Annotated in this window: 23 protein-coding genes; 17 read left to right on the top strand and 6 right to left on the bottom strand. The window is 31.5% G+C overall.

Features of this window, described 5'->3' with window-relative positions:
* The first annotated feature begins 103 nt into the window (after positions 1 to 103).
* Positions 104 to 2,113, top strand: a complete 2,010-nt coding sequence (locus tag FG167_RS03590; RefSeq protein ID WP_239004438.1) for a tetratricopeptide repeat-containing sensor histidine kinase — start codon at positions 104 to 106, stop codon at positions 2,111 to 2,113.
* An 18-nt stretch (positions 2,114 to 2,131) separates the two neighbouring features.
* Complete coding sequence (locus FG167_RS03585; protein ID WP_203460068.1) at positions 2,132 to 2,806, top strand: response regulator transcription factor; 675 nt, start codon at positions 2,132 to 2,134, stop codon at positions 2,804 to 2,806.
* Positions 2,807 to 3,085: 279 nt separating this feature from the next.
* Here FG167_RS03585 and FG167_RS03580 read toward each other — a convergent pair whose 3' ends face one another.
* The gene (locus FG167_RS03580) at positions 3,086 to 3,595 is read right to left on the bottom strand and encodes a DUF456 domain-containing protein (RefSeq protein ID WP_203460067.1); all 510 of its coding nucleotides are present in this window, start codon (positions 3,593 to 3,595) and stop codon (positions 3,086 to 3,088) included.
* 121 nt (positions 3,596 to 3,716) lie between these two features.
* Between FG167_RS03580 and FG167_RS03575 the strand changes: the two genes are divergently transcribed.
* From FG167_RS03575 to FG167_RS03565, 3 genes are all read left to right on the top strand, one after another.
* A complete protein-coding gene (locus FG167_RS03575; protein ID WP_055442671.1) occupies positions 3,717 to 4,076 on the top strand; it encodes a BlaI/MecI/CopY family transcriptional regulator in 360 nt (119 codons plus the stop codon).
* Positions 4,077 to 4,078: 2 nt separating this feature from the next.
* Positions 4,079 to 5,518, top strand: coding sequence for a M56 family metallopeptidase (locus FG167_RS03570; protein WP_203460066.1), 1,440 nt, complete (start codon positions 4,079 to 4,081; stop codon positions 5,516 to 5,518).
* Between the two features lie 219 nt (positions 5,519 to 5,737).
* Positions 5,738 to 6,154: an energy transducer TonB gene (locus tag FG167_RS03565; RefSeq protein WP_239004437.1), complete on the top strand. Its 417-nt coding sequence runs from the start codon at positions 5,738 to 5,740 to the stop codon at positions 6,152 to 6,154.
* On the opposite strand, the gene FG167_RS03560 is transcribed toward FG167_RS03565, so the two are convergent.
* From FG167_RS03560 to FG167_RS03550, 3 genes are read right to left on the bottom strand one after another with little or no spacing between them, the layout of a single operon-like run.
* A complete protein-coding gene (locus tag FG167_RS03560; protein WP_203460064.1) occupies positions 6,151 to 6,882 on the bottom strand; it encodes a Bax inhibitor-1/YccA family protein in 732 nt (243 codons plus the stop codon). The genes FG167_RS03565 and FG167_RS03560 overlap by 4 nt on opposite strands.
* 51 nt (positions 6,883 to 6,933) lie before the next feature.
* A complete protein-coding gene (locus FG167_RS03555) occupies positions 6,934 to 8,058 on the bottom strand; it encodes a glycosyltransferase (RefSeq protein ID WP_203460063.1) in 1,125 nt (374 codons plus the stop codon).
* Entirely contained in the window at positions 8,055 to 9,026 is a 972-nt protein-coding gene (locus FG167_RS03550) for a lysylphosphatidylglycerol synthase domain-containing protein (protein ID WP_203460062.1), read from the bottom strand. Before FG167_RS03550 ends, FG167_RS03555 begins: the two co-directional genes overlap by 4 nt.
* A gap of 38 nt (positions 9,027 to 9,064) precedes the next feature.
* Between FG167_RS03550 and FG167_RS03545 the strand changes: the two genes are divergently transcribed.
* The 12 genes from FG167_RS03545 (at position 9,065) to FG167_RS03490 (ending at position 17,734) form a co-directional block, all read left to right on the top strand.
* Positions 9,065 to 9,700: an outer membrane beta-barrel protein gene (locus FG167_RS03545; protein WP_203460061.1), complete on the top strand. Its 636-nt coding sequence runs from the start codon at positions 9,065 to 9,067 to the stop codon at positions 9,698 to 9,700.
* On the top strand, positions 9,700 to 10,254 hold the full coding sequence (gene ruvC / locus FG167_RS03540) for a crossover junction endodeoxyribonuclease RuvC (RefSeq protein ID WP_203460060.1): 555 nt from the start codon (positions 9,700 to 9,702) through the stop codon (positions 10,252 to 10,254). Before FG167_RS03545 ends, ruvC begins: the two co-directional genes overlap by 1 nt.
* A 59-nt stretch (positions 10,255 to 10,313) precedes the next feature.
* Positions 10,314 to 11,465 carry a radical SAM family heme chaperone HemW gene (hemW, locus tag FG167_RS03535; protein WP_203461044.1) on the top strand — a complete coding sequence of 384 codons (1,152 nt, stop codon included), beginning with the start codon at positions 10,314 to 10,316 and terminating at the stop codon, positions 11,463 to 11,465.
* An 11-nt stretch (positions 11,466 to 11,476) separates the two neighbouring features.
* Positions 11,477 to 12,229: a cyclase family protein gene (locus FG167_RS03530; protein WP_203460059.1), complete on the top strand. Its 753-nt coding sequence runs from the start codon at positions 11,477 to 11,479 to the stop codon at positions 12,227 to 12,229.
* A 47-nt stretch (positions 12,230 to 12,276) separates the two neighbouring features.
* Positions 12,277 to 12,888: a DUF4230 domain-containing protein gene (locus tag FG167_RS03525; protein ID WP_203460058.1), complete on the top strand. Its 612-nt coding sequence runs from the start codon at positions 12,277 to 12,279 to the stop codon at positions 12,886 to 12,888.
* 8 nt (positions 12,889 to 12,896) lie between these two features.
* Entirely contained in the window at positions 12,897 to 13,259 is a 363-nt protein-coding gene (locus FG167_RS03520; RefSeq protein WP_203460057.1) for an MmcQ/YjbR family DNA-binding protein, read from the top strand.
* A 140-nt stretch (positions 13,260 to 13,399) separates the two neighbouring features.
* The gene (locus tag FG167_RS03515) at positions 13,400 to 13,678 is read left to right on the top strand and encodes an anti-sigma factor antagonist (RefSeq protein ID WP_203460056.1); all 279 of its coding nucleotides are present in this window, start codon (positions 13,400 to 13,402) and stop codon (positions 13,676 to 13,678) included.
* A 56-nt stretch (positions 13,679 to 13,734) separates the two neighbouring features.
* Positions 13,735 to 14,013, top strand: a complete 279-nt coding sequence (locus tag FG167_RS03510) for an STAS domain-containing protein (RefSeq protein WP_203460055.1) — start codon at positions 13,735 to 13,737, stop codon at positions 14,011 to 14,013.
* A 63-nt stretch (positions 14,014 to 14,076) separates the two neighbouring features.
* Complete coding sequence (locus tag FG167_RS03505) at positions 14,077 to 14,655, top strand: alkylphosphonate utilization protein (protein ID WP_203460054.1); 579 nt, start codon at positions 14,077 to 14,079, stop codon at positions 14,653 to 14,655.
* Between the two features lie 208 nt (positions 14,656 to 14,863).
* Positions 14,864 to 15,097: a DUF1272 domain-containing protein gene (locus FG167_RS03500; RefSeq protein ID WP_370568397.1), complete on the top strand. Its 234-nt coding sequence runs from the start codon at positions 14,864 to 14,866 to the stop codon at positions 15,095 to 15,097.
* Between the two features lie 128 nt (positions 15,098 to 15,225).
* Positions 15,226 to 16,524 (top strand): aminopeptidase P family protein, encoded by a 1,299-nt coding sequence (locus tag FG167_RS03495; RefSeq protein WP_203460053.1) that lies wholly within the window; start codon positions 15,226 to 15,228, stop codon positions 16,522 to 16,524.
* A gap of 1 nt (position 16,525) precedes the next feature.
* Positions 16,526 to 17,734, top strand: coding sequence for a Xaa-Pro peptidase family protein (locus tag FG167_RS03490; RefSeq protein ID WP_203460052.1), 1,209 nt, complete (start codon positions 16,526 to 16,528; stop codon positions 17,732 to 17,734).
* A gap of 39 nt (positions 17,735 to 17,773) precedes the next feature.
* Here the strand turns inward: FG167_RS03490 and FG167_RS03485 are convergent, their stop codons facing one another.
* Positions 17,774 to 19,099, bottom strand: a complete 1,326-nt coding sequence (locus FG167_RS03485) for a S28 family serine protease (protein WP_203460051.1) — start codon at positions 19,097 to 19,099, stop codon at positions 17,774 to 17,776.
* Positions 19,100 to 19,128: 29 nt separating this feature from the next.
* Positions 19,129 to 19,560, bottom strand: coding sequence for a DUF4440 domain-containing protein (locus tag FG167_RS03480; protein WP_203460050.1), 432 nt, complete (start codon positions 19,558 to 19,560; stop codon positions 19,129 to 19,131).
* Positions 19,561 to 19,563: the final 3 nt, after the last annotated feature.

Below are 19,563 nucleotides of genomic sequence, written 5' to 3'. Positions count from 1 at the left end.
ATTTCAAAAGATATAGAGGTACCTTTTTTATTTAGCTAATTATTTATTTTGAATGTTGTTAAATTAAAAAAGTATAAATTTGATTTAACACATAAATAAATCATTGAATAAATTTTTTCTTTTTATCATTACGGTTCTAATTGCGTCTAATTTATTTTCTCAAAATAAAGAATTAGATAGTATTGTTATACTTCGAAATCTTGCTAATAATAATGAGATTGAAATAGCTATGCGTTTTGAATATGCTAGAAAAGCTATTGAGAATTCCTTAGATACAAAGCAAGATTCTACAGTATTAACAAGTAAAAGAGTACTCTCTTACCTATTTCTAATTCATGGAGATTATGATTCGTTATTTAAAATTAATCATGAAAATCGAAAATTAGCAACAAGAATACAAGATTCTTCAGCGCTTGCAAATGCAAACAATATTCTTGGTTTGTATCATCATATCAATGAAAAACATGATAGTGCTTATTACTATTATTTTAAAGCAGTTAAGCTATTTGAATCCTTACAAGATATAAGAAATCAAGGAGAAGTATTAGCCAACATGGCAGATATTCAAGAAACCGAAAGAGATTATATAGGTTGTGAAAACAATGCTATTAAATCTATTGCTTTAATAGAACAGTTGCCAGAGTATGATTATAACCTGGAAACTTTATGGTATGCAAATAATTTAATAGCTATAGTTTCTGCCGAATTAGAACAATACGACAAAGCCTTAGAATATTATAATAAGACACTTGCTATTTGTGATAGGATGGAGGATTCTTATGAGAAAAGATTGTTTTCTAATATCAATATAGCTGCTTTATACAGACGAAAAAAAGATTATATAACAGCAGAAAGACTGTATCAAAAGCTATATACAGATGAATCTGTTTATGCGTATGATCCAACCTCTTATTCCATGATTCTATCCGGATTGGCTAATGCAAAATTTATTAATAAAACTGCCAGTAATAGTGAAGTTAAAAGGTTATTTAATGAGGCTTATGCTATTAGTAAAAAAGAAAACGATGATGTTGGTCTTTTATCTATAAGTATGGATGTATCCGAATTCTATCTAGAAACAAATAATATAGATAGTGCTAGATATTATGCAGATAATGCATATCAAATTAGTAAAGAGTTAGTGGCAAATGAAACGATTTTAGAAGCGCTTCTACTAAAATCGAAACTAGAAACAGGAGATAAAGCGAAAACGAGTTTGAATGCCTATATAACATTAAGCGATAGCTTGCAAAAAGCAGAGCGTTCTATTCGAAATAAATTTGCTAGAATCGATTATGAAACCGATCAAATAAAAGCGGAAAAAGAACAAGTATCCAAGGAAAGATTTTTCTTCCTATGGATCTCTATTGGTTTATTAGTTACGCTTGCTTTGCTGTATATTATTTTTACACAGCGTTCTAAAAACAAAGAATTAAGGTTTGTACAGGAACAACAAGAAACCAATGAAGAAATTTATAATCTCATGCTGTCGCAACAAGATAAAATTGATGAAGCAAGAAGTACCGAAAAAAGAAGAATTTCGGAAGAACTGCACGATGGTATTTTAGGAAGACTTTTTGGGACTAGACTTAGTTTAGATAGCTTAAATATGAGTAATACACCAGAAGCTATTAGGTCTAGAGAAAATTACATCGATGAGTTACAAGCAATCGAACAAGAAATACGAAAAGTATCTCATGAATTAAATACCGATTTTGTTTCCGGATCCGGTTTTGCAGATATTATTAAAGCGCTATTAGAAACGCAAACAAAAGCGTATGGGTTGGACTATAAATTTACCCGCAGTGACTCTATACACTGGGATAATGTAAACAACAAAACTAAAATACACATCTATAGAATATTACAAGAATCGCTTCAAAACATCTATAAACACGCTAATGCTTCCATGGTGGAAATTAGCTTTAGTATAAAAAATAATGTAATTTGTATCACAATTACAGACGATGGTTCTGGTTTTGAAGTAAACAAATCCAAAAAGGGAATTGGTATTAAAAACATAACCTCCAGAGTAAAAGAAATTAAAGGAGTATTAAAAATTAAATCACAAATAAATAAAGGCACTACCATTGCCATTACTATTCCAATCTAGCAAAAAAGACCTAACCAAATGCAAGAAATAATTAATATATTAATGACAGATGACCATCCTATGATTATAGAAGGTTATCAAAATACACTTTTAGCAACCAAAAAGGAAACACAAGAATTACACATAGATATTGCAAATACATGTGATCAATCTATAGCATTAATGCAAAAGTCTATTGAGAATGAAAATCCATATAATATTTTATTTATGGATATTAGTTTGCCTCCTTCATCAGACGGAAAAATAACCTCTGGAGAAGACTTATCTAAATATGCTAGAACTATTTTACCTGAAGCTAAAATTATTATTCTAACCATGTTTAATGAACCATATAGAATACATAATATTATTAAAGAAATTAAGCCAGAAGGCTTTGTTATAAAAAGTGATTTAACTTCTAGAGAACTAGCTAGTGCATTTCAAGCAGTTATAAATAATCCTCCGTTTTATAGCACAACGGTTACTAAATATCTTAAAACGGCTTTAGATTCTGAAATTGAAATAGATGATATTGATAGAAAAATATTATACTTATTATCTCAAGGTATTAGAACAAAAAGTTTAACGAAACATTTAGGAGTATCTACAAGCTCCATAGAAAAGAGGAAAAAGAATTTAAAAGAGCTTTTTTGTATAACAGATAGTCAAGATGAATCATTACTAAATGAGGCAAGAAAAAAGGGTTTTCTTTAAAATTTGTAAGATATACCTTTTTCTAAATGTTAATTTTTCAATTTCTTTTCTTTTTTTTTACATCTTCAAACACTCTAAAACCTTGAATAGTATGGTTTTTCCGCAATCCTGTTACGGTTTTTCCGTAAGTGAGTTCTGTAGATTATGTATACCTTTGTACCATCAACAACGCATAATTAATTAGTCCCCCTCACATAAAATTATGTTGATTATAGCATGAATTAAGCCTTGTGATTTCATTTTCTTTGAAATTATAGGGCTTTTTCTATGTTCTTTTTTTTAAAAAGAAAAAATAACAGTTTTGTATTCCCAAAAGGTCATAATAAAAAATCCAAAGTAAACTACCGCAACAATAAACTTTAAAAAAGTCCCAGTTAAAAAACCTAAAAAGGAACCAAATGCAGCTTTTATTGCAGTTTTAGAATCTGCTTTATTAATTAACTCGCCTACTAATGCGCCAACAAAAGGCCATATAATAATACCAAAAAAACCAAATATTGGAAAGAATATAGAAATCAATAAACCCACTGTGGTTCCAATCATACCCGTTTTGCTACCTCCAAACTTTTTAGTACCAAGTGCAGGTATTATATAATCTAAAGCAAAAACAATAAGTGCTACCACTAAAGTAATTATCAAAAACCACATGTTATTAGGTACCGCTTTGGTTAGGTATAAAAGGAGTAATCCTATCCAGCTCATTGGCGGACCAGGAAGCACGGGAAGAAAACTACCTATAAGTCCGATAACTATAAAAAGAAAACCCAAAAGAGTTAAAAATATATCCATACAATTTTTATTATAAGACGAAGGTAATTAAAGAATGTTACATTTTTTATAACTAAATAATTAGTTTAAACTAATTATTTAGTTATATTTGCTTTATTAAACTAAAATTTTAGTTCTAAAAATGAAGCAACTTACCAAAGCAGAAGAGGATATTATGCAAGTACTTTGGCAACTAGAAAAAGCCAATGTAAAAGCTATTATAGAAGTATTTCCAGAACCTAAGCCAGCGTACAATACGGTTTCTACTATTGTACGAATTTTAGAAAGCAAAGGCTTTGTAGATTATGAGAAAATTGGAAAAGGACATGTTTACTTTCCCTTAGTACAACAACAGGAGTATAGTAACCAATCTATTAATAAGCTAGTGGATAATTATTTTCAAGGATCTTTTAAAAGTATGGTTTCGTTTTTTATGAAAAAAAATGATATTAGTTTAAATGAACTAGAATCGGTTTTAAAAGAAATCAATAAAAAAGAATAATTATGCTACACTATATTATACAAACCATAGCGTTTCAATGTTTCTTTTTACTTTTATATGATGTGTTTTTAAAAAGAGAAACCTTTTTTAATTGGAATAGATGCTACCTTCTTGGTACCGCTTTTTTATCCTTAATTATTCCTTTTATTAAAATTGAAAGCCTAAAAACGGTGGTTCCAAAAAACTATATGATTTGGCTACCAGAAGTGGTTTTAGGAAATCAAAATAATACTCTGATACAACAAGAAATTCCTGTTGTAATCTTGTCGAATATTGAAAGTGTATGGACTTGGACTCATCTTATGTATTTAGGAATTACCATTTCAAGTATGTTTTTTGTGTATAAGATTTTTAAAATTATGTATTTAATTCTTACAAACCCAAAGCGCAAGAAAGGAAACATTACACTAATTAGTTTATTAAATAAAGAAGATGCTTTTTCCTTTTTTCATTATGTATTTATAGGAAATAGTATTCCGCAAAAAGAAAGAGAAACCATTTTAATTCATGAGATGGTGCATGTACAACAAAAACACACTTTAGATTTATTGTTTTTTGAAGTATTGCGTATCCTATTTTGGTTTAATCCTTTAGTATATATGTATCAAAATAGGATAGCGAGTTTGCATGAATTTATTGCCGACGAAAAATCTATAAAACAACAAAGTAAGAAAGCATATTATGAAAACTTGTTAGGGCAAGTCTTTCAAGTAAAACAAATTTCATTCATCAATCCATTTTTTAAACAATCATTAATCAAAAAACGAATCGTTATGTTAAACAAATCAAAATCAAAAAAAACGAACCTAGTTAAGTATGTGTTTTTATTACCAATAATTGCAGGTATGTTAGTGTATACATCTTGTTCGCAAGAAGAAAACGCTGTAAATACAGATCAAGATTTTGACCAAGTTGTCGAAAAATTTAGAAACCAATTACAAACAGAAAATAGTACACTAAGCAAAGAAGAACGTATAGAGTTGGCAGAATACATTATTGACGAACTTAAAGCGAATGTAGAAGACAATGGTAAAACAAGCTCGGGAAGCATTACTGCATCTAGTTTTAATAGTAGTGATGAAGTGTCTTTTTCTGAAATTGAAAACGTACCTGTCTTTCCAGGATGTGAAGGCGAAATAGATAATAAAGAAAGAAAGAAATGTATGGCTTTGGAAATAAGCAAATTTGTAAATCAAAATTTCAATGTAAATTTAGCAAATGATTTAGGTTTAGAAGCTGGAAAACATAGAATTAGCGTTCAGTTTAAAGTAGATGAAAAGGGAAATGTAGTAGAAGTGAAAGCAAGAGCGCCACATGCAAAATTAGAGCAAGAAGCAATACGAATTGTAAGCTTATTGCCTAAAATGAAACCGGGAATGCATCTTGGAAAAGCGGTAACTGTGCCTTACGGATTTCCAATTCAGTTTCAAATAAAGGAGTAGCCTAATCAGATTATAGCGTATAAAAAACCGAAAGTTAGCTTTCGGTTTTTTGCTATTTATAGAATTAAACTTGAAGATAATTTAGTTATAGCCTCTTTGCTTCCTAGAAACAATACCATTTCATATAAAAATTGTACATTTCGGTTTCGTAAAAATTATATGCAAAGAATAGTTATTTTTTTTATTCTTATAAGTTTCACATCGTGTAACTATTTTAATGTGAAGAAAACATCTTCCGAAGCGATTCTTCAAGAAGAATTGCAAACATTTAATTGGAATGAAGTTGATGTTTATCCAAGTTTTGAAACATGTAATACTTCCGCAGAAAAAGAGGATAAGAAAAAGTGCTTTCAAAATACCTTAACGGAAGCTATTTATAAAAGTTTAGCAGCAGAAAAAATAGTGGTCACTCAAGATATTCAAGATACTATTTTAGTGCATTTTCAAATATCGGAAACAGGAGAGTTACATCTTATGGATGCTAAAATTGATTCTTTAACTATTGTAGAAATTCCGAATATGGAAATTTTATTACACCAAAGCTTAGATTTTCTTCCAGAAATATATCCAGCAATTAAAAGAGGACAACAAGTAAAAACACAGTTTACATTGCCTATTAGTATTCAAGTAGATTAATAGCGAATCGCCAATTTTTTCATCAGTCTTAAAATTTCTACATACAACCAAACCAAAGAAACCAAAAGGCCCCAAGTAGCCAACCATTCTTTGCTTTTAGGCGCTTTCCCTTTTTGTTTTTCTATATATTGAAAATCTAAAAGTAAGGTTAAGGATGCCACCACTGCTGCAATTACGTTGAATGCAATAGCTACTAAAGAGGTTCCCCAAATAAAAGATTGGATTCCGAAAAAACCTAAAATCCACGAAATAATATACACTAAAAAGATGCTGGAAGCAGCAGTAATAATGATGCTTTTTAGTTTTTGAGTTACCACAATAATTCTAGTTTGATACAGAAAAAGTATGGTGAAAAAAGTAATGATAGTAACACCAATAGCTTGGTAAGGCATGTTGGGAAATTTAGCATGTGCGAAACTACTTAATCCTCCTAGAAAACATCCTTTAGCAATGGCATATAAAGGCACTAAAAAGGATGCCCAATCATGTTTGTAGGATATAATAACGCTGATTATAATAGACGAAATAATTCCGCCATAAAGAAACCATTCAATATCAAATCCAGAACTGTAAAGACTCCATACATAAACTGTTATTGCAGCAATAATAGCAATACACAAAAGCGATTTTATAATAATACCCGAAACCGTCATTTTTGCAGAAGAAGACTTTTTATCATCCCAAAAATAATTTGAAAAAGCAGGATTCGATGTTTTATCTAAACGCATAGTAAATAAATTTTATTCTTGTAAAACTACAAAATATATAATGCAAAACCATTATTTGCTAAATGCTCTTCCTTTCCATTTATAATTAGAAAAAATCGAAATAAAAACAACGTAAACACTAAAAAAAGGGTAAAGTAAACAACTAAAAATAAAGGATGCTAAATAGGATTCTTGCTGGTAAAAACGAACTGTTTTAAACAACAGTAAGAAATCAATACTGCACTTTATTAAAAACAGATATACAAGCATATTAAAGTTGAAAACACCAACAATACTAAGTGTTAATCCGCAAATAAGAGATGCATTCATTAATAAAACGATAAGACCAACTACCTTGGCAAAGTTATTTTTATAGTTCGCAGATTTGGAAGCCCAACGTACCCGTTGCGAAATTAAATCGGTAGTTGTTTTTTCTGCTTCTGTAGTTACAATTGCATGTTTGCTTTTTAAATAGTGTACTTGCTTAGCATCTTGTTTTAAAGCCTTTTCTAATAAGAAAATGTCATCTCCACTTGCAATATTATTGTTTCCTTGAAATCCGTGAGCCGCTTTGAAAAAACTTTTTTTATATGCTAGATTTGCGCCATTACATAAAAAGGGTTTTTGCATACCAAATCCGCCAATAGTAGCACCTTGCAGGCTTAAAAAATCTAATAATTGAAAACGATCTAAAAACGAATGCACATTACTATAGGTAACTGGAGCAACAATAAAGTTGGCAGCATTTTTTTGAATAAAAGCATCAAAAGTATCTAGCCAGAACTTAGGTAAAACGCAATCGGCATCTGTAGTAACAATCCAATCGTGCTTAGCCAATTGTATTGCCGAAGTAATGGCATCTTTTTTTGGCGAATTACTTTCCCGCTTATTATTAATAATTTTTATGTTAGTTGTAGTGAATTTATCTGTTTTAATAACCGAAACCGAATTATCTTCAGAAGCATCATCCACCAAAATAACTTCAAATAAATGTTTTGGGTAGTGTAAAGCAGCAATAGATTTTAAAAGCTCGGGTAGATTTTCCGCTTCATTCCTAAACGGAATAATCACAGAAAACGTTGTCTTTGCTTCTACCTCTTCTAAAGGAAAAGGCTTCACTTTATCAAAACCAAAGGCCAAACTTCCTATTAAAAATAAGTACGCAAGCGTGATGCCAACAAAAATTAAAATCATCATGCTGTTTTGTTTTTTGGTAGGGTAAAGGTAAGCACATAGAAGCTTCCAAGTATGCTTGGTAAAACAAAATTTAAAATCCACATAAGTAGTACAATACTTAAAATGGTAAATTCATTTACGCCTACAATGGTGAAAATATACATAGCCACGCTACCTTTAATTAATACATCAAAAATAAATATGGAAGGGATTACAGATGCTAGTAAATACATACTTGTTATGGCAACCATGGCATGAAAATAAGAAACTTCAATACCGAAAATACCGAGTAAAAAGTAAAACTGAAACGAGAAAGTCAAGTATCTTAAAAGCGATAAAACAAAAGTCGAAACCTTAATTCTTATAGCAAGGTTTTTAATGAAGTCGATTACTTTTTCGATAGAAAAACCTTTTATTTTAAATCGTTTTTGTTTTAACCCGAAAATTGATAATATAGAAACAACCGAAATAATGATTAAGAATCTAGATACACGTAAAAAACTAAAATCTACCTGATATTCGGTGATAAAAAAATATAAACCAAAAACGCCAAAAAGCACTGTAATTGCCATTTGCATCATATTGCCAATGAAGTTTAAAAGCACGATGCGTTTTCTATAACTAGCGGAGAAATACAAAGCTTTAGCTCCATAATCTCCTATCCTGTTTGGTGTTAAAAGTGAAGCAGTCAAAGCGCCTAAACTTTGTTTTTGGGCTTCAAAAAAAGATATTTTTTTTATAGAAGATACTAATTCTTGCCATTTTAATATTTCTAAAAACCAATTAAAAAGGCTTAAAAAAATAAGAAAAATAACGTTTTTTAAAGAAAAAACATTGTTTTTGTGCAGAAATTCAATGAATTCGGTAAAATCTAAATCGTTGTTTGTGGTCAGTTTATTATAAATAAAATAAAAAGCACCAATTACAATACTTAATTTAATAAGTACAAAAAAGAATTGTTTAGTTTTGTAAGGTAGTGCTCTATACATTGTGTACTAAAATGCGCAAATTAAAACAATATTGCCTTATGACGATACCATTTAAAACATTTAAGTCCTCCATATTTTTTTTTCTATTAAGTTTCATTGCTGTTTCCGGATTTTCGCAAAGCGAAACGAGTACCTGGAAAGCACAATTTGCTGTAGGAATTAATAGTCCGAGTCAAACTGCATTTGTTTCTACTTTTGAAGCAAAACCAATAAATTTCCCAACTGTTCATATTGGACTACAACGTATGTTTAGTAGAAATTTAGGAGCGAAAATAGATTTTGGTTATAATAGACTTTCCAATGCAAGTAATTCACCAGAATTTAAAGTCAATTATTCTAGAGTAAATTTACAAGCGGTTTATGATCTAGAAGGTTTAATACGATTACCTCAAAACTATGCTATCATGGCGCATGCTGGACCCGGATTTACTTTTGTAAAACCATTAGGTGATTATACAGATAATAAAGAATCCTTTTTAAATGCAATGGCTGGTTTGGAGTTTCATTACGGAATTTCACAAAGCCTTTCCCTATTTTTAGATACTTCGTATATCTTTGCATTTAGTAGTGATTATGATAATGTTTCAGACGGATTTGGAACTTTTAACGGAAACCTTGTAACAGCAACCATAGGTATTTCTATTTCATTAAGCGGTTGTTACTATTGCGAATAATGAGCGAAGAAAGAATTATTTTAGGAATTGATCCAGGAACAACTATCATGGGTTTCGGACTCATTAGAGTGAAGAATAAGAAGATGGAATTCTTGCAATTAAACGAACTAGATTTAAAAAAATACAAGGACCATTATCTAAAACTGAAGCTTATTTTTGAACGTACTATAGAATTAATAGATACACATCATCCAGACGAAATAGCAATTGAAGCACCTTTTTTTGGAAAGAATGTACAAAGTATGCTGAAGCTTGGTCGTGCACAAGGAGTAGCGATGGCAGCAGGACTTTCTCGTGAAATACCAATTACAGAATATCTGCCTAAAAAGATAAAAATGGCAGTTACTGGAAATGGTAATGCTAGTAAAGAACAGGTTGCTAAAATGCTGCAAAGTTTATTGGGTTTAAAAACACTACCTAAAAATCTAGATGCAACAGATGGGTTAGCGGCTGCAGTTTGCCACTTTTATAATTCTGGAAAAATTACGGTAGGTAAAAGCTATTCTGGTTGGGATGCTTTTGTAAAACAGAATGAGGGTCGCGTGAAAAAGTAAAAAGTCGCAGTATTCAGCTATAGTATTAGCTTAAAATCGTTAATTTAAAATCAAAAATCATCTCAGGAATCTATATACACATACCATTTTGCAAGCAAGCTTGTCATTATTGCGACTTCCATTTTTCTACTTCTATGAAGAAGAAAGACGAGTTAATAGATGCACTAATTATAGAGTTACAGCTTCGTAAAAACGAATTGCAAGATCAAGAAGTAGAAACTATTTATTTTGGAGGAGGAACACCTTCATTACTTAGCAATGAAGAATTGGTTTTGTTAATAGAATCTGTATATACGAATTATAAAGTATCCGCAAATCCCGAAATTACTTTAGAGGCAAATCCAGACGATTTAACCGAACAACGAATTATCGCATTATCAAAAACGCCAATCAATAGATTAAGCATCGGAATCCAATCTTTTTTTGAAGACGATTTGAAAAGCATGAATCGAGCACATAATGCAAAAGAAGCAGAAAAGTGTTTAGAGTTTGCAACGCAATATTACGATAATATTACTATTGACTTGATTTACGGAATTCCTAATATGAGCCTTGAAAAATGGCAAGCAAACCTGGAAAAAGCATTTCGTTTTGGGATAAACCATATTTCAAGCTATGCCCTAACTGTAGAACCTAAAACAGCCTTGGCTACTTTTATTAAAAAAGGAAATTATCCACCAATAGATGAAGAGCTCGCATTAGAACATTTTAATCATTTGGTTGCAGAAACCGAAAAGCAAGGTTTTGTACATTATGAAATTTCAAATTTTGGAAAGCTTAACTATTTTTCAAAACATAATACTAGTTATTGGCAAGGCAAAACCTATTTAGGTATCGGACCTTCGGCACATTCGTTTCATCAAACAAAACGTAGTTGGAATGTTTCCAATAACAGTATATACATCCAAGAAATACAAAATAATACGCTTCCAAATACGGTAGAAATCTTAAGTGTTTCAGATCAATATAACGAATATGTAATGACTGGATTACGTACTATTTGGGGTGTTTCCTTGCAAAAAGTAGAAAATGATTTCGGAGTAGATTATAAAAAGCATTTGTTGAAAGTTTCACAAAAATACATAGAGGAAGAATTGCTTGTCACTTCGAGTGATTTTGATGTGAATCAAAATAGTATCGAGAAGTTAAAAACAACACAAAAAGGTAAATTTTTAGTCGACGGAATTGCGTCTCAACTCTTCGTGATTTAGTATATTTGGGTATGATAGCAACTATAGAAACCAATTCAAAAAAATATAAGATAGATTTTTCTAAACCTTTAGATATTTCTATTCCTCTAATCGCTTCAAAAAACAATGTAAATGCGTGGTATTTAGCCGAGCCAACTATAATGCCGGTTCAGGACGAGGGCTGGACAGCAAGTGTAAAAGAAGGTGCGAGTATTAATTTTAATAATATATCTTTCAATCCGCATGCACATGGTACACATACCGAATGTGTTGGTCATATTGTGGAAAAAGTACACTCTGTAAATAAAGGTTTAAAGAAGTTTTTCTTTTTAGCGGAAGTCATTACTGTAGCTCCAGAAAAACTAGGTGACGACTTTGTAATCTCTAAAAAGCAGATCCAATTTGCATTAGGAAACAAAAAACGAAAAGCAGTAGTGATACGTACGTTGCCAAATACTAGCGAAAAGTTATCGGCACAATATTCACATACCAATCCACCTTATTTATTAGAAGATGCTGCAATATATTTAAGAGAAAAAGGTGTAGAGCATTTGCTAATAGATTTACCAAGTGTAGATAAAGAAAAAGACGAAGGCAAGCTTTTAGCACATAATGCATTTTGGAATACCAAAGGAAAAGTGCGATTGGGCGCAACAATAACCGAATTTATTTTTGTGCCAAATAATGTAAATGATGGAACGTATTTTCTTAATTTACAGATAGCGCCTTTTGAAAACGATGCTTCACCAAGTAAGCCAATTTTGTACGCACTTTTAAACGAGTAATTTTTGGTATGTAAATTGCTTATAAAAGAATAAAACCAATTAAATAAATGGAAGCCTTTTTAGGAATTATTATAGGAATATTAGCAAGTTTAGGTGTTGTTACTTATTTTAAATCGTTTAAAAATAAACAACTTGTAAACTCCCAATCTTTATTGTTATTAGATAAAGTAAAAACAGTTTGTAAATTTATTACTGTAGAAGGTGACTTCGCCGAAATTTACCATTACGAAGATGTGAAAGAACGTTTTTTGAAAATGGTAAATAGTAAGAAGAAAGCTCTGGTTATAATAAACGCTAAAGCATATGTTGGTTATGATTTAAGTAAAATTCAATTAGAAGCAGATAATAAAAACAAACGCATTATTCTAGCGCATTTTCCGCAGCCAGAAGTATTATCTGTAGAAACGGATTTAAATTATTACGATAAAAAAGACGGTTACTTTAATAAGTTTGAAGCTTCCGATTTAACCGGATTAAACCAAGAAGCGAAACAACATATTTTAGATAAAGTTCCAGAAAGTGGTTTAATACAAGCCGCACAAAAAGAAGCTTTACAAACCATTTCTTTAATGGAAAGTATTGTAGAAACTATTGGTTGGAAACTGGATTATTCCGCATTAAAATTAGAGGAAGCTCCGGTAAAGAAAATCGAAGAATAAATCGAATCATGAACATAGAACAACTTCGGGACTATTGTTTAAGTAAAAAAGGAGTTACAGAACATTTTCCTTTTGATGAAACGACGCTTGTATTTAAAGTGCAAGGAAAAATGTTTGCTTTAACCTCTTTAAAAGCTTGGGAATCTGGTACACCATCTATAAACTTAAAATGTGATCCAGAGTATGCACAAGAACTTCGTGGAACATACCAAAGCATTGCCCCAGGATATCACATGAGCAAAAAACATTGGAATACCATTCAATTAGATCAAACCGAACTAGACTCTTCGTTTGTAATACAATTAATTAATCATTCGTATGATTTGGTAGTTAAAGGGTTATCCAAAAAACTTCGAGATTCTTTAAACTAATGCATGAATAATATTACGATTTTTCACCTTCAACAATTTATACCGTATTTCATCGAACATATTAGGTGTAACTAATAATAAATCACATATTTACATAGATTAATAGCGCTTAATATTTTATAATTTAAAACATTTAAAAGATGGCACTAGAAATCACAAATTCACTAAATACGTTTAAAGTAACAGGAGTTCTTAATAAAACAAACGTAAAAAAATTTCAAATTTATTTCCAAGATATTTTTAGCACAACGAATGAGTTGGTTATTAATATTGACGAGCTTAAAAGTATAGATCGAGAAGGTGTTTCCGCTTTCGAGAACATCTACAAACAATCCTTAAAAGCACATAAACCTTTTTTTATTACTGGTATAGGAAGCAAAGAAATATTCGATGATATAACAACTATCGATGCAGCCTAATTATTAGTAAATAGTCGATTATAGCACCAAATCCTATTACCAAATAAAAGAAAATTATGAAACTTAAAATTACAAATAGTAACAATATATATAAGGTACAAGGAAACCTTATAAAGATGAATATACCCATTTTTAAAAACGAATTAAAAGATGTTTTTAATCAGGCAGATACAATTGTGTTAAACCTACAAGAGTTAACTAATATTGATAATCAAGGCGTCGTTGCAATTGCTCAATTGCATAACGAAGCACTTTCTAAAAACAAAAAACTTTCTATAGTTGGCCTAGAAAATGGCCAGCTATCTAATCCTTTTAAACCGCATCAAGTAGCTTAACAGCATTTCTGCTTGCTGTACTCTAAGAATAAATGTACTTTTGTTTTTCAAAAATGTACTTAAATGAGTTTAGAAAGAGAATTAAATAAACGCGCAGATGGTAAGTGTGAATTATGCCAAAATGAAGAGCATTTACAACTATATACTTTAGCGCCTAGAAAAGATCAAAGCCTTATAGAAACCCTTACCGCTTGCAAGACCTGCGTAGATCAAATAGAAGATCCAGAAAGCACAGACCCTAATCATTGGCGTTGCTTAAATGATAGCATGTGGAGCGAACACCAAGCCGTACAAGTTGCAGCATGGAGAATGTTATCCCGTTTAAGAAAAGAAGGATGGCCTCAAGATTTATTAGACATGATGTATCTAGAAGAAGATGTTTTAGAGTTTGCAAAATCTACAGGTGAAGGAGAAGACGAAGAAGGAAAACTAATTCACAGAGATGTAAATGGTGTTGTTCTAGAAACAGGAGATTCTGTAGTACTTATAAAAGATCTTAAAATAAAAGGATCTAGCCAAGTTGCTAAACAAGGAACTGCGGTTAGAAATATACGTTTAGATCGTGATAACGAAACCTATATTGAAGGTAAAGTTGGACCAACACTAACCGTTATTATTACAGAGTACGTAAAGAAAATATAGGTTTATGGCATTACCTTTTGTGATACTTCCAGGTTGAAAAAACCTTCAGGATCACAAAACGTCAGGCTATCCACTATACTTGCCTGCCGGCAGGCAGGTCTTTTTATGAAAAATAAAAAGGATGCCGTTTCAAATGCGAAGCACTCACGATTTCTTTACAAATAAAATGTATGAGTAATCCTTAACGCAAATCATCTTAACAAACCATATGTTAGAAATAAGACCAACTTGCGAACATTGTAACAAATCATTGCCTTTTTATTCTAAAGAGGCAATGATTTGTACTTTTGAGTGTACCTATTGTACTGCTTGCGCAAAAGAAGTCTTTAAAAATATATGTCCAAATTGTGGAGGTAATTTTACGTCAAGACAATTCGTCCAGAACATTTATTATCCAAATATCCAGTTTCAACTACAGTCGTTCATAAACCTAAAGACATAGAAGCGCATTATAAAAAATACCATTTATAAGTTTTTTGTTTTTCTTCTTCTATATTTCTTTCCGAAGTATTGTAAATACTAAAAGCGTATTTATATATAATACTTTTCATCCCTACAAAAGCATTACCTATGAGATACCAACCAATTCCGAATACCTTATTCCAAAAAAACAGAAAGCATTTCATTTCTAAAATGGAACCAAATACTATTGCTATTCTTACTTCTAATGATGTCAAGCATAATAATGCCGATGATATCATGGGCTTTACACAAAACAATGATTTGTTTTATCTCTCTGGAATAGACCAAGAAGAAACCATTCTAGTTTTATATCCAGATGCGCATAAAAAAGAGAACAAGGCTATTTTGTTTGTCAAAGAAACCAATGAACAAATAAAAATTTGGGATGGTGAAAAACTAACCAAAGAACAAGCAACAGAGGTTTCTGGAATTTCTAGAGTAGAATGGGTGCAAGACTTCGAAATGCTTTTACAATACATGGCTTTTGAAGCAGATGGTTTTTATCTAGGGCATAATGAATATTTAAAACGCGCAACAAAAGATCAGGAAACACAGCAAGATAGAATGATACAATGGTGTAAAAAGAAATATCCTTTACATAATTATCATAGAGCTGCAAAGATTACTAGAGATCTACGTCCCGTAAAATCGGAAGTAGAAATTGCACAAATGCAAAAAGCGGCAGATATTAGCGTGGTTAGTTTTAAACGCGTTTTAAAATCGTGTACACCTAATATAAATGAATACGAGTTAGAAGCAGAGTTAATCTATAATTTAGTAAAATCTGGAGCAACAAGACACGCATTCAAACCTATTGTAGCTTCTGGTAAAAATGCTTGTGCATTGCATTATAATGCCAATGATGCTGTTTGTAAAGATGGTGAAATGATACTTATGGATTTTGGCGTTTGTTATGCAAATTATAATAGTGATACTACTAGGTGCTTTCCGGTAAATGGAAAATTCAGTAAAAGACAAAAAGAAGTATATAGTGCCGTTTTACATTGTTTAAAAGAAGGAAGTAAGCTTTTAAAACCAGGAGAGCTTCCATTAGATTATGAAAAAAGCATGGCAAGCTTAGTAGAAGCGGAGTTGATAAAACTAGGATTGTTAGACGCAGATGCGGTTGCTAATCAAGATCCCGAAAAACCTTTATATAAAAAATATTTCATGCATGGTACTGCACACCATATCGGATTAGACGTACATGATGTTGGCTTATATTCTCGCGCTATTGAAGTGGGAATGGTACTTACTTGCGAGCCTGGGATTTATATTCCAGAAGAAGGTATTGGTTGCCGATTAGAAAACGATTATGTAATTACAGAAAACGGAAATAGGAATTTAACAGCAGCAATGCCCATTGAAATAGAGGAGATTGAGGCTATAATGAATAATGGAAAATAATATGATAGGAATAGGAGGATCCACAATAGAAGCAGAATTAAAGGCTATAAAACCAACAGCACATTTAGTACAGCCCATTCAAAAAGAAGAGTTTCAACAACGAATGGATAAAGCTTGTATACTTATGCAAGAGCAAAATGTTCCAGCGTTGTATTTACATGCAGGTACCAATTTATTCTATTTTACAGGAATGAAATGGAGTGCAAGTGAGCGTATGGTTGGTGCTTTATTATTTCCAAACGGGAAGCTTATTTATATTGCTCCCGAATTTGAAAAAGGAACGATTTTCGATTTCATGCTAATAGAAGGAGATGTTAAAGGTTGGGAAGAACACGAATCTCCTTACCAATTATTCACAACACTTTTAAAAGAAAACGGTGTAGATTCTGGAGCTATTGCTATGGATGAGGCAACACCATTTTTTGTTTTTGATGGCATTAGAAGCTGTCAGGATTCTTATACTTTAGTAAGTGCGAAAGCTATTACTGCAGGGTGTAGAATGATTAAATCGGAAGCAGAGATTGCTATTATGCAACATGCTATGAATATCACTTTAGAAGTGCATAAAGCAGTAGCTAGAATTTTATACGTAGGAATTTCAGCCAAAGAAGTCACCGATTTTATTAACGAAGCACATATAAAATACGGAGCGACTTCAGGATCTTATTTCTGTATCGTTTTGTTTGGTGTAGATTCGTCTTTTCCGCATGGCGTAAAAACACCGAAAGATTTAGAAGAAAACGAAGTGGTTTTAGTCGATACAGGTTGTATGCTACATGATTATATTTCAGATATTACAAGAACCTATGTTTTTGGGAAAGCAAATGAAGAGCAAACGCATATCTGGAACATTGAAAAAGAAACACAACAAGCTGCTTTTGATGCTGCGCAATTAGGAAATACGTGTGCTGATGTGGATAACGCATCTAGAGTGGTTCTAGAATCTCACGGATTAGGACCAGATTATAAATTACCAGGATTGCCACATCGAACAGGACATGGTATCGGATTAGGAATTCATGAATGGCCATATATTGTTAGAAACGACAAAACGGTTTTAAGAGCAGGAATGACCTTTAGTGATGAGCCAATGATTTGTGTTCCAGATAAATTCGGAATCCGATTAGAAGACCATATTTACATGACAAATGATGGTCCGAAATGGTTTACAAAACCAATGCATAGTATTGATAATCCATTTGGGATTTAAAGAAAACGGAAGAAGATTATTCGATAATAATTTGCTGCCTTATTCTTTTAGCCAACCATCAATAATAGTATAAATTCTGTTTTTGGTTTCCGGGTTAAAACTTTTGATTCTTGTAGTGTGACTTCCTTTTGGGTTTACAAATTTATAAACTTCTCTTTGTGAAGCATCTTCCGTAAGTTCCACAGCAGTTGCACTCCAAGAATCATATTCACCATAAATAAACAACATGTCTTCTGCAGAAGTATCTATAAAAGATTTAATTTCTTGCATCGGTTTCAGGTTGTAGTTTTTTGAAATGCCTTCCGGAAAAGCCCAATCAAATTTATAAATTTCTTCGGTGTTTAAATAGGCTTTAAAAGGAGCCGTTTCATACCCGTAAATTCCTTGTTCTGTTAAAGCAGCCCAAAAATAAGGTTGTAAATCGGCAACAGCTTCTTCGTCAAAAAAGCCATAACCAACAACGTCTATTAAATGGTTGTAGATGTTTTCGATGCTTGGATTTTCAGTAGGAATACTAGCTATGGGAGTTCCCCATTGCCAAAAAGCAAACGAGTATTCTAGAATCGTATAATCTATAGCTTTGTCTACACCAAACTCCCAAGTCATGCCTTTTTCTTCTCCAATATTTTTCATCATTTCTAAAAGGGCACTTCTATTTTCAAAGCATAATTTTTGAAAGGCTGTAATCTTTTCGCGTTCTTCTTTAGTACCTACATTCTTTAAAAACGAATATACTCTAGGATCTTCTCTTTGGTAATTTAACGGGCCAACATAACATACACTTGCGTCTACATTTTTTGGAAAATATCTGCGGTGTGCCATCGTAGTTTGACAGCCTTTAGAAATTCCTGTAGAGACAAATTTTGCGTCAGGATATATCGCATTTTTTATTCCTGTAATTATATTTTCTTGGTCTTTCGCTGCGTTTTCAATGGTTAACGTGTTCCAGTCTATATTTTCAGGACGCGAATTATTAAAGTAACGATGTTCAATAGTTAATTGATTCGCTTGGTAATGATCAGCTAATTCTCCAGCTCTTTCAGAACCTATTCCATAACCACGAAGTTCTACAATAACGGGTTTGTTTTTATCTTCAAAACCTAAAAAGACACGTTGTTTAAATGTACCTTTAGATAAATCATTATGATCTATTGGTTGCTGAAACCATATTTCGTAATTTTCATCAAAGTGACTTACTGGATTGTGTTTTTCAATACTTACCACATTTTTTATGGAAGCTAGTTTCTCAAAATTAGAAATTTCAATAGCAATTTCAGAAGGAACTTTATCAGTAACTTGAGAAGTTTTACAACTAATAAATAATAGGACTAGAGATATTATAAAGTAAGATCTAATATTTTTCATGTTAGTTATTTTTTTAGTTTTTCAGAAAATTAGCAAGAAGTATCTGCGATAATTTTCCATTCCCCATTTATTTTTTTAAATATAATCATAAAAACACCATTTGCATCACCTACTTTTCTTTTTAAATAGTATGTTCCCATAACCCAATAATTCCCATCACTAATTTTTGAAATATCCTTTATTGTAAAGGTTAAAGTACCAGCATGTTCTTTTGTAGGATATCCTTTTTTGTAGTTATCTAGTGTTTGTTGCCATCCTTTTGTTAGTCCGTTGCTACCATAAAATTTTAAAGAATCACTTTTCCAATAGCCTTGCATAAAACCTTCCAAGTCATTATTAGACCAAGCTTTTTCTTGTAGTTTCATAACAGCTATAATGGCTTCCTGATCTTCTTTTACGATGGTTTGAGAAGTGCAAATGCTAACATTAATGAAACAAAGTAATAGGATGATTTTTTTCATAAT

The sequence above is a fragment of the Lacinutrix sp. WUR7 genome, from assembly GCF_016864015.1.
Classification (GTDB): Bacteria; Bacteroidota; Bacteroidia; order Flavobacteriales; family Flavobacteriaceae; genus Oceanihabitans.
This window is presented reverse-complemented; position numbering and strand designations above follow the sequence as displayed.

Bases quoted from the DNA above. Each gene is read 5' to 3' on its own strand.
- FG167_RS03585 (WP_203460068.1), top strand. From the start codon at position 2,132: ATGCAAGAAATAATTAATATATTAATGACAGATGACCATCCTATGATT.
- FG167_RS03580 (WP_203460067.1), bottom strand. From the start codon at position 3,595: ATGGATATATTTTTAACTCTTTTGGGTTTTCTTTTTATAGTTATCGGA.
- FG167_RS03575 (WP_055442671.1), top strand. From the start codon at position 3,717: ATGAAGCAACTTACCAAAGCAGAAGAGGATATTATGCAAGTACTTTGG.
- FG167_RS03570 (WP_203460066.1), top strand. From the start codon at position 4,079: ATGCTACACTATATTATACAAACCATAGCGTTTCAATGTTTCTTTTTA.
- FG167_RS03560 (WP_203460064.1), bottom strand. From the start codon at position 6,882: ATGCGTTTAGATAAAACATCGAATCCTGCTTTTTCAAATTATTTTTGG.
- FG167_RS03555 (WP_203460063.1), bottom strand. From the start codon at position 8,058: ATGATGATTTTAATTTTTGTTGGCATCACGCTTGCGTACTTATTTTTA.
- FG167_RS03550 (WP_203460062.1), bottom strand. From the start codon at position 9,026: ATGTATAGAGCACTACCTTACAAAACTAAACAATTCTTTTTTGTACTT.
- FG167_RS03545 (WP_203460061.1), top strand. From the start codon at position 9,065: ATGACGATACCATTTAAAACATTTAAGTCCTCCATATTTTTTTTTCTA.
- ruvC (WP_203460060.1), top strand. From the start codon at position 9,700: ATGAGCGAAGAAAGAATTATTTTAGGAATTGATCCAGGAACAACTATC.
- FG167_RS03530 (WP_203460059.1), top strand. From the start codon at position 11,477: ATGATAGCAACTATAGAAACCAATTCAAAAAAATATAAGATAGATTTT.
- FG167_RS03525 (WP_203460058.1), top strand. From the start codon at position 12,277: ATGGAAGCCTTTTTAGGAATTATTATAGGAATATTAGCAAGTTTAGGT.
- FG167_RS03520 (WP_203460057.1), top strand. From the start codon at position 12,897: ATGAACATAGAACAACTTCGGGACTATTGTTTAAGTAAAAAAGGAGTT.
- FG167_RS03515 (WP_203460056.1), top strand. From the start codon at position 13,400: ATGGCACTAGAAATCACAAATTCACTAAATACGTTTAAAGTAACAGGA.
- FG167_RS03510 (WP_203460055.1), top strand. From the start codon at position 13,735: ATGAAACTTAAAATTACAAATAGTAACAATATATATAAGGTACAAGGA.
- FG167_RS03505 (WP_203460054.1), top strand. From the start codon at position 14,077: ATGAGTTTAGAAAGAGAATTAAATAAACGCGCAGATGGTAAGTGTGAA.
- FG167_RS03500 (WP_370568397.1), top strand. From the start codon at position 14,864: ATGTTAGAAATAAGACCAACTTGCGAACATTGTAACAAATCATTGCCT.
- FG167_RS03495 (WP_203460053.1), top strand. From the start codon at position 15,226: ATGAGATACCAACCAATTCCGAATACCTTATTCCAAAAAAACAGAAAG.
- FG167_RS03490 (WP_203460052.1), top strand. From the start codon at position 16,526: ATGATAGGAATAGGAGGATCCACAATAGAAGCAGAATTAAAGGCTATA.
- FG167_RS03485 (WP_203460051.1), bottom strand. From the start codon at position 19,099: ATGAAAAATATTAGATCTTACTTTATAATATCTCTAGTCCTATTATTT.
- FG167_RS03480 (WP_203460050.1), bottom strand. From the start codon at position 19,560: ATGAAAAAAATCATCCTATTACTTTGTTTCATTAATGTTAGCATTTGC.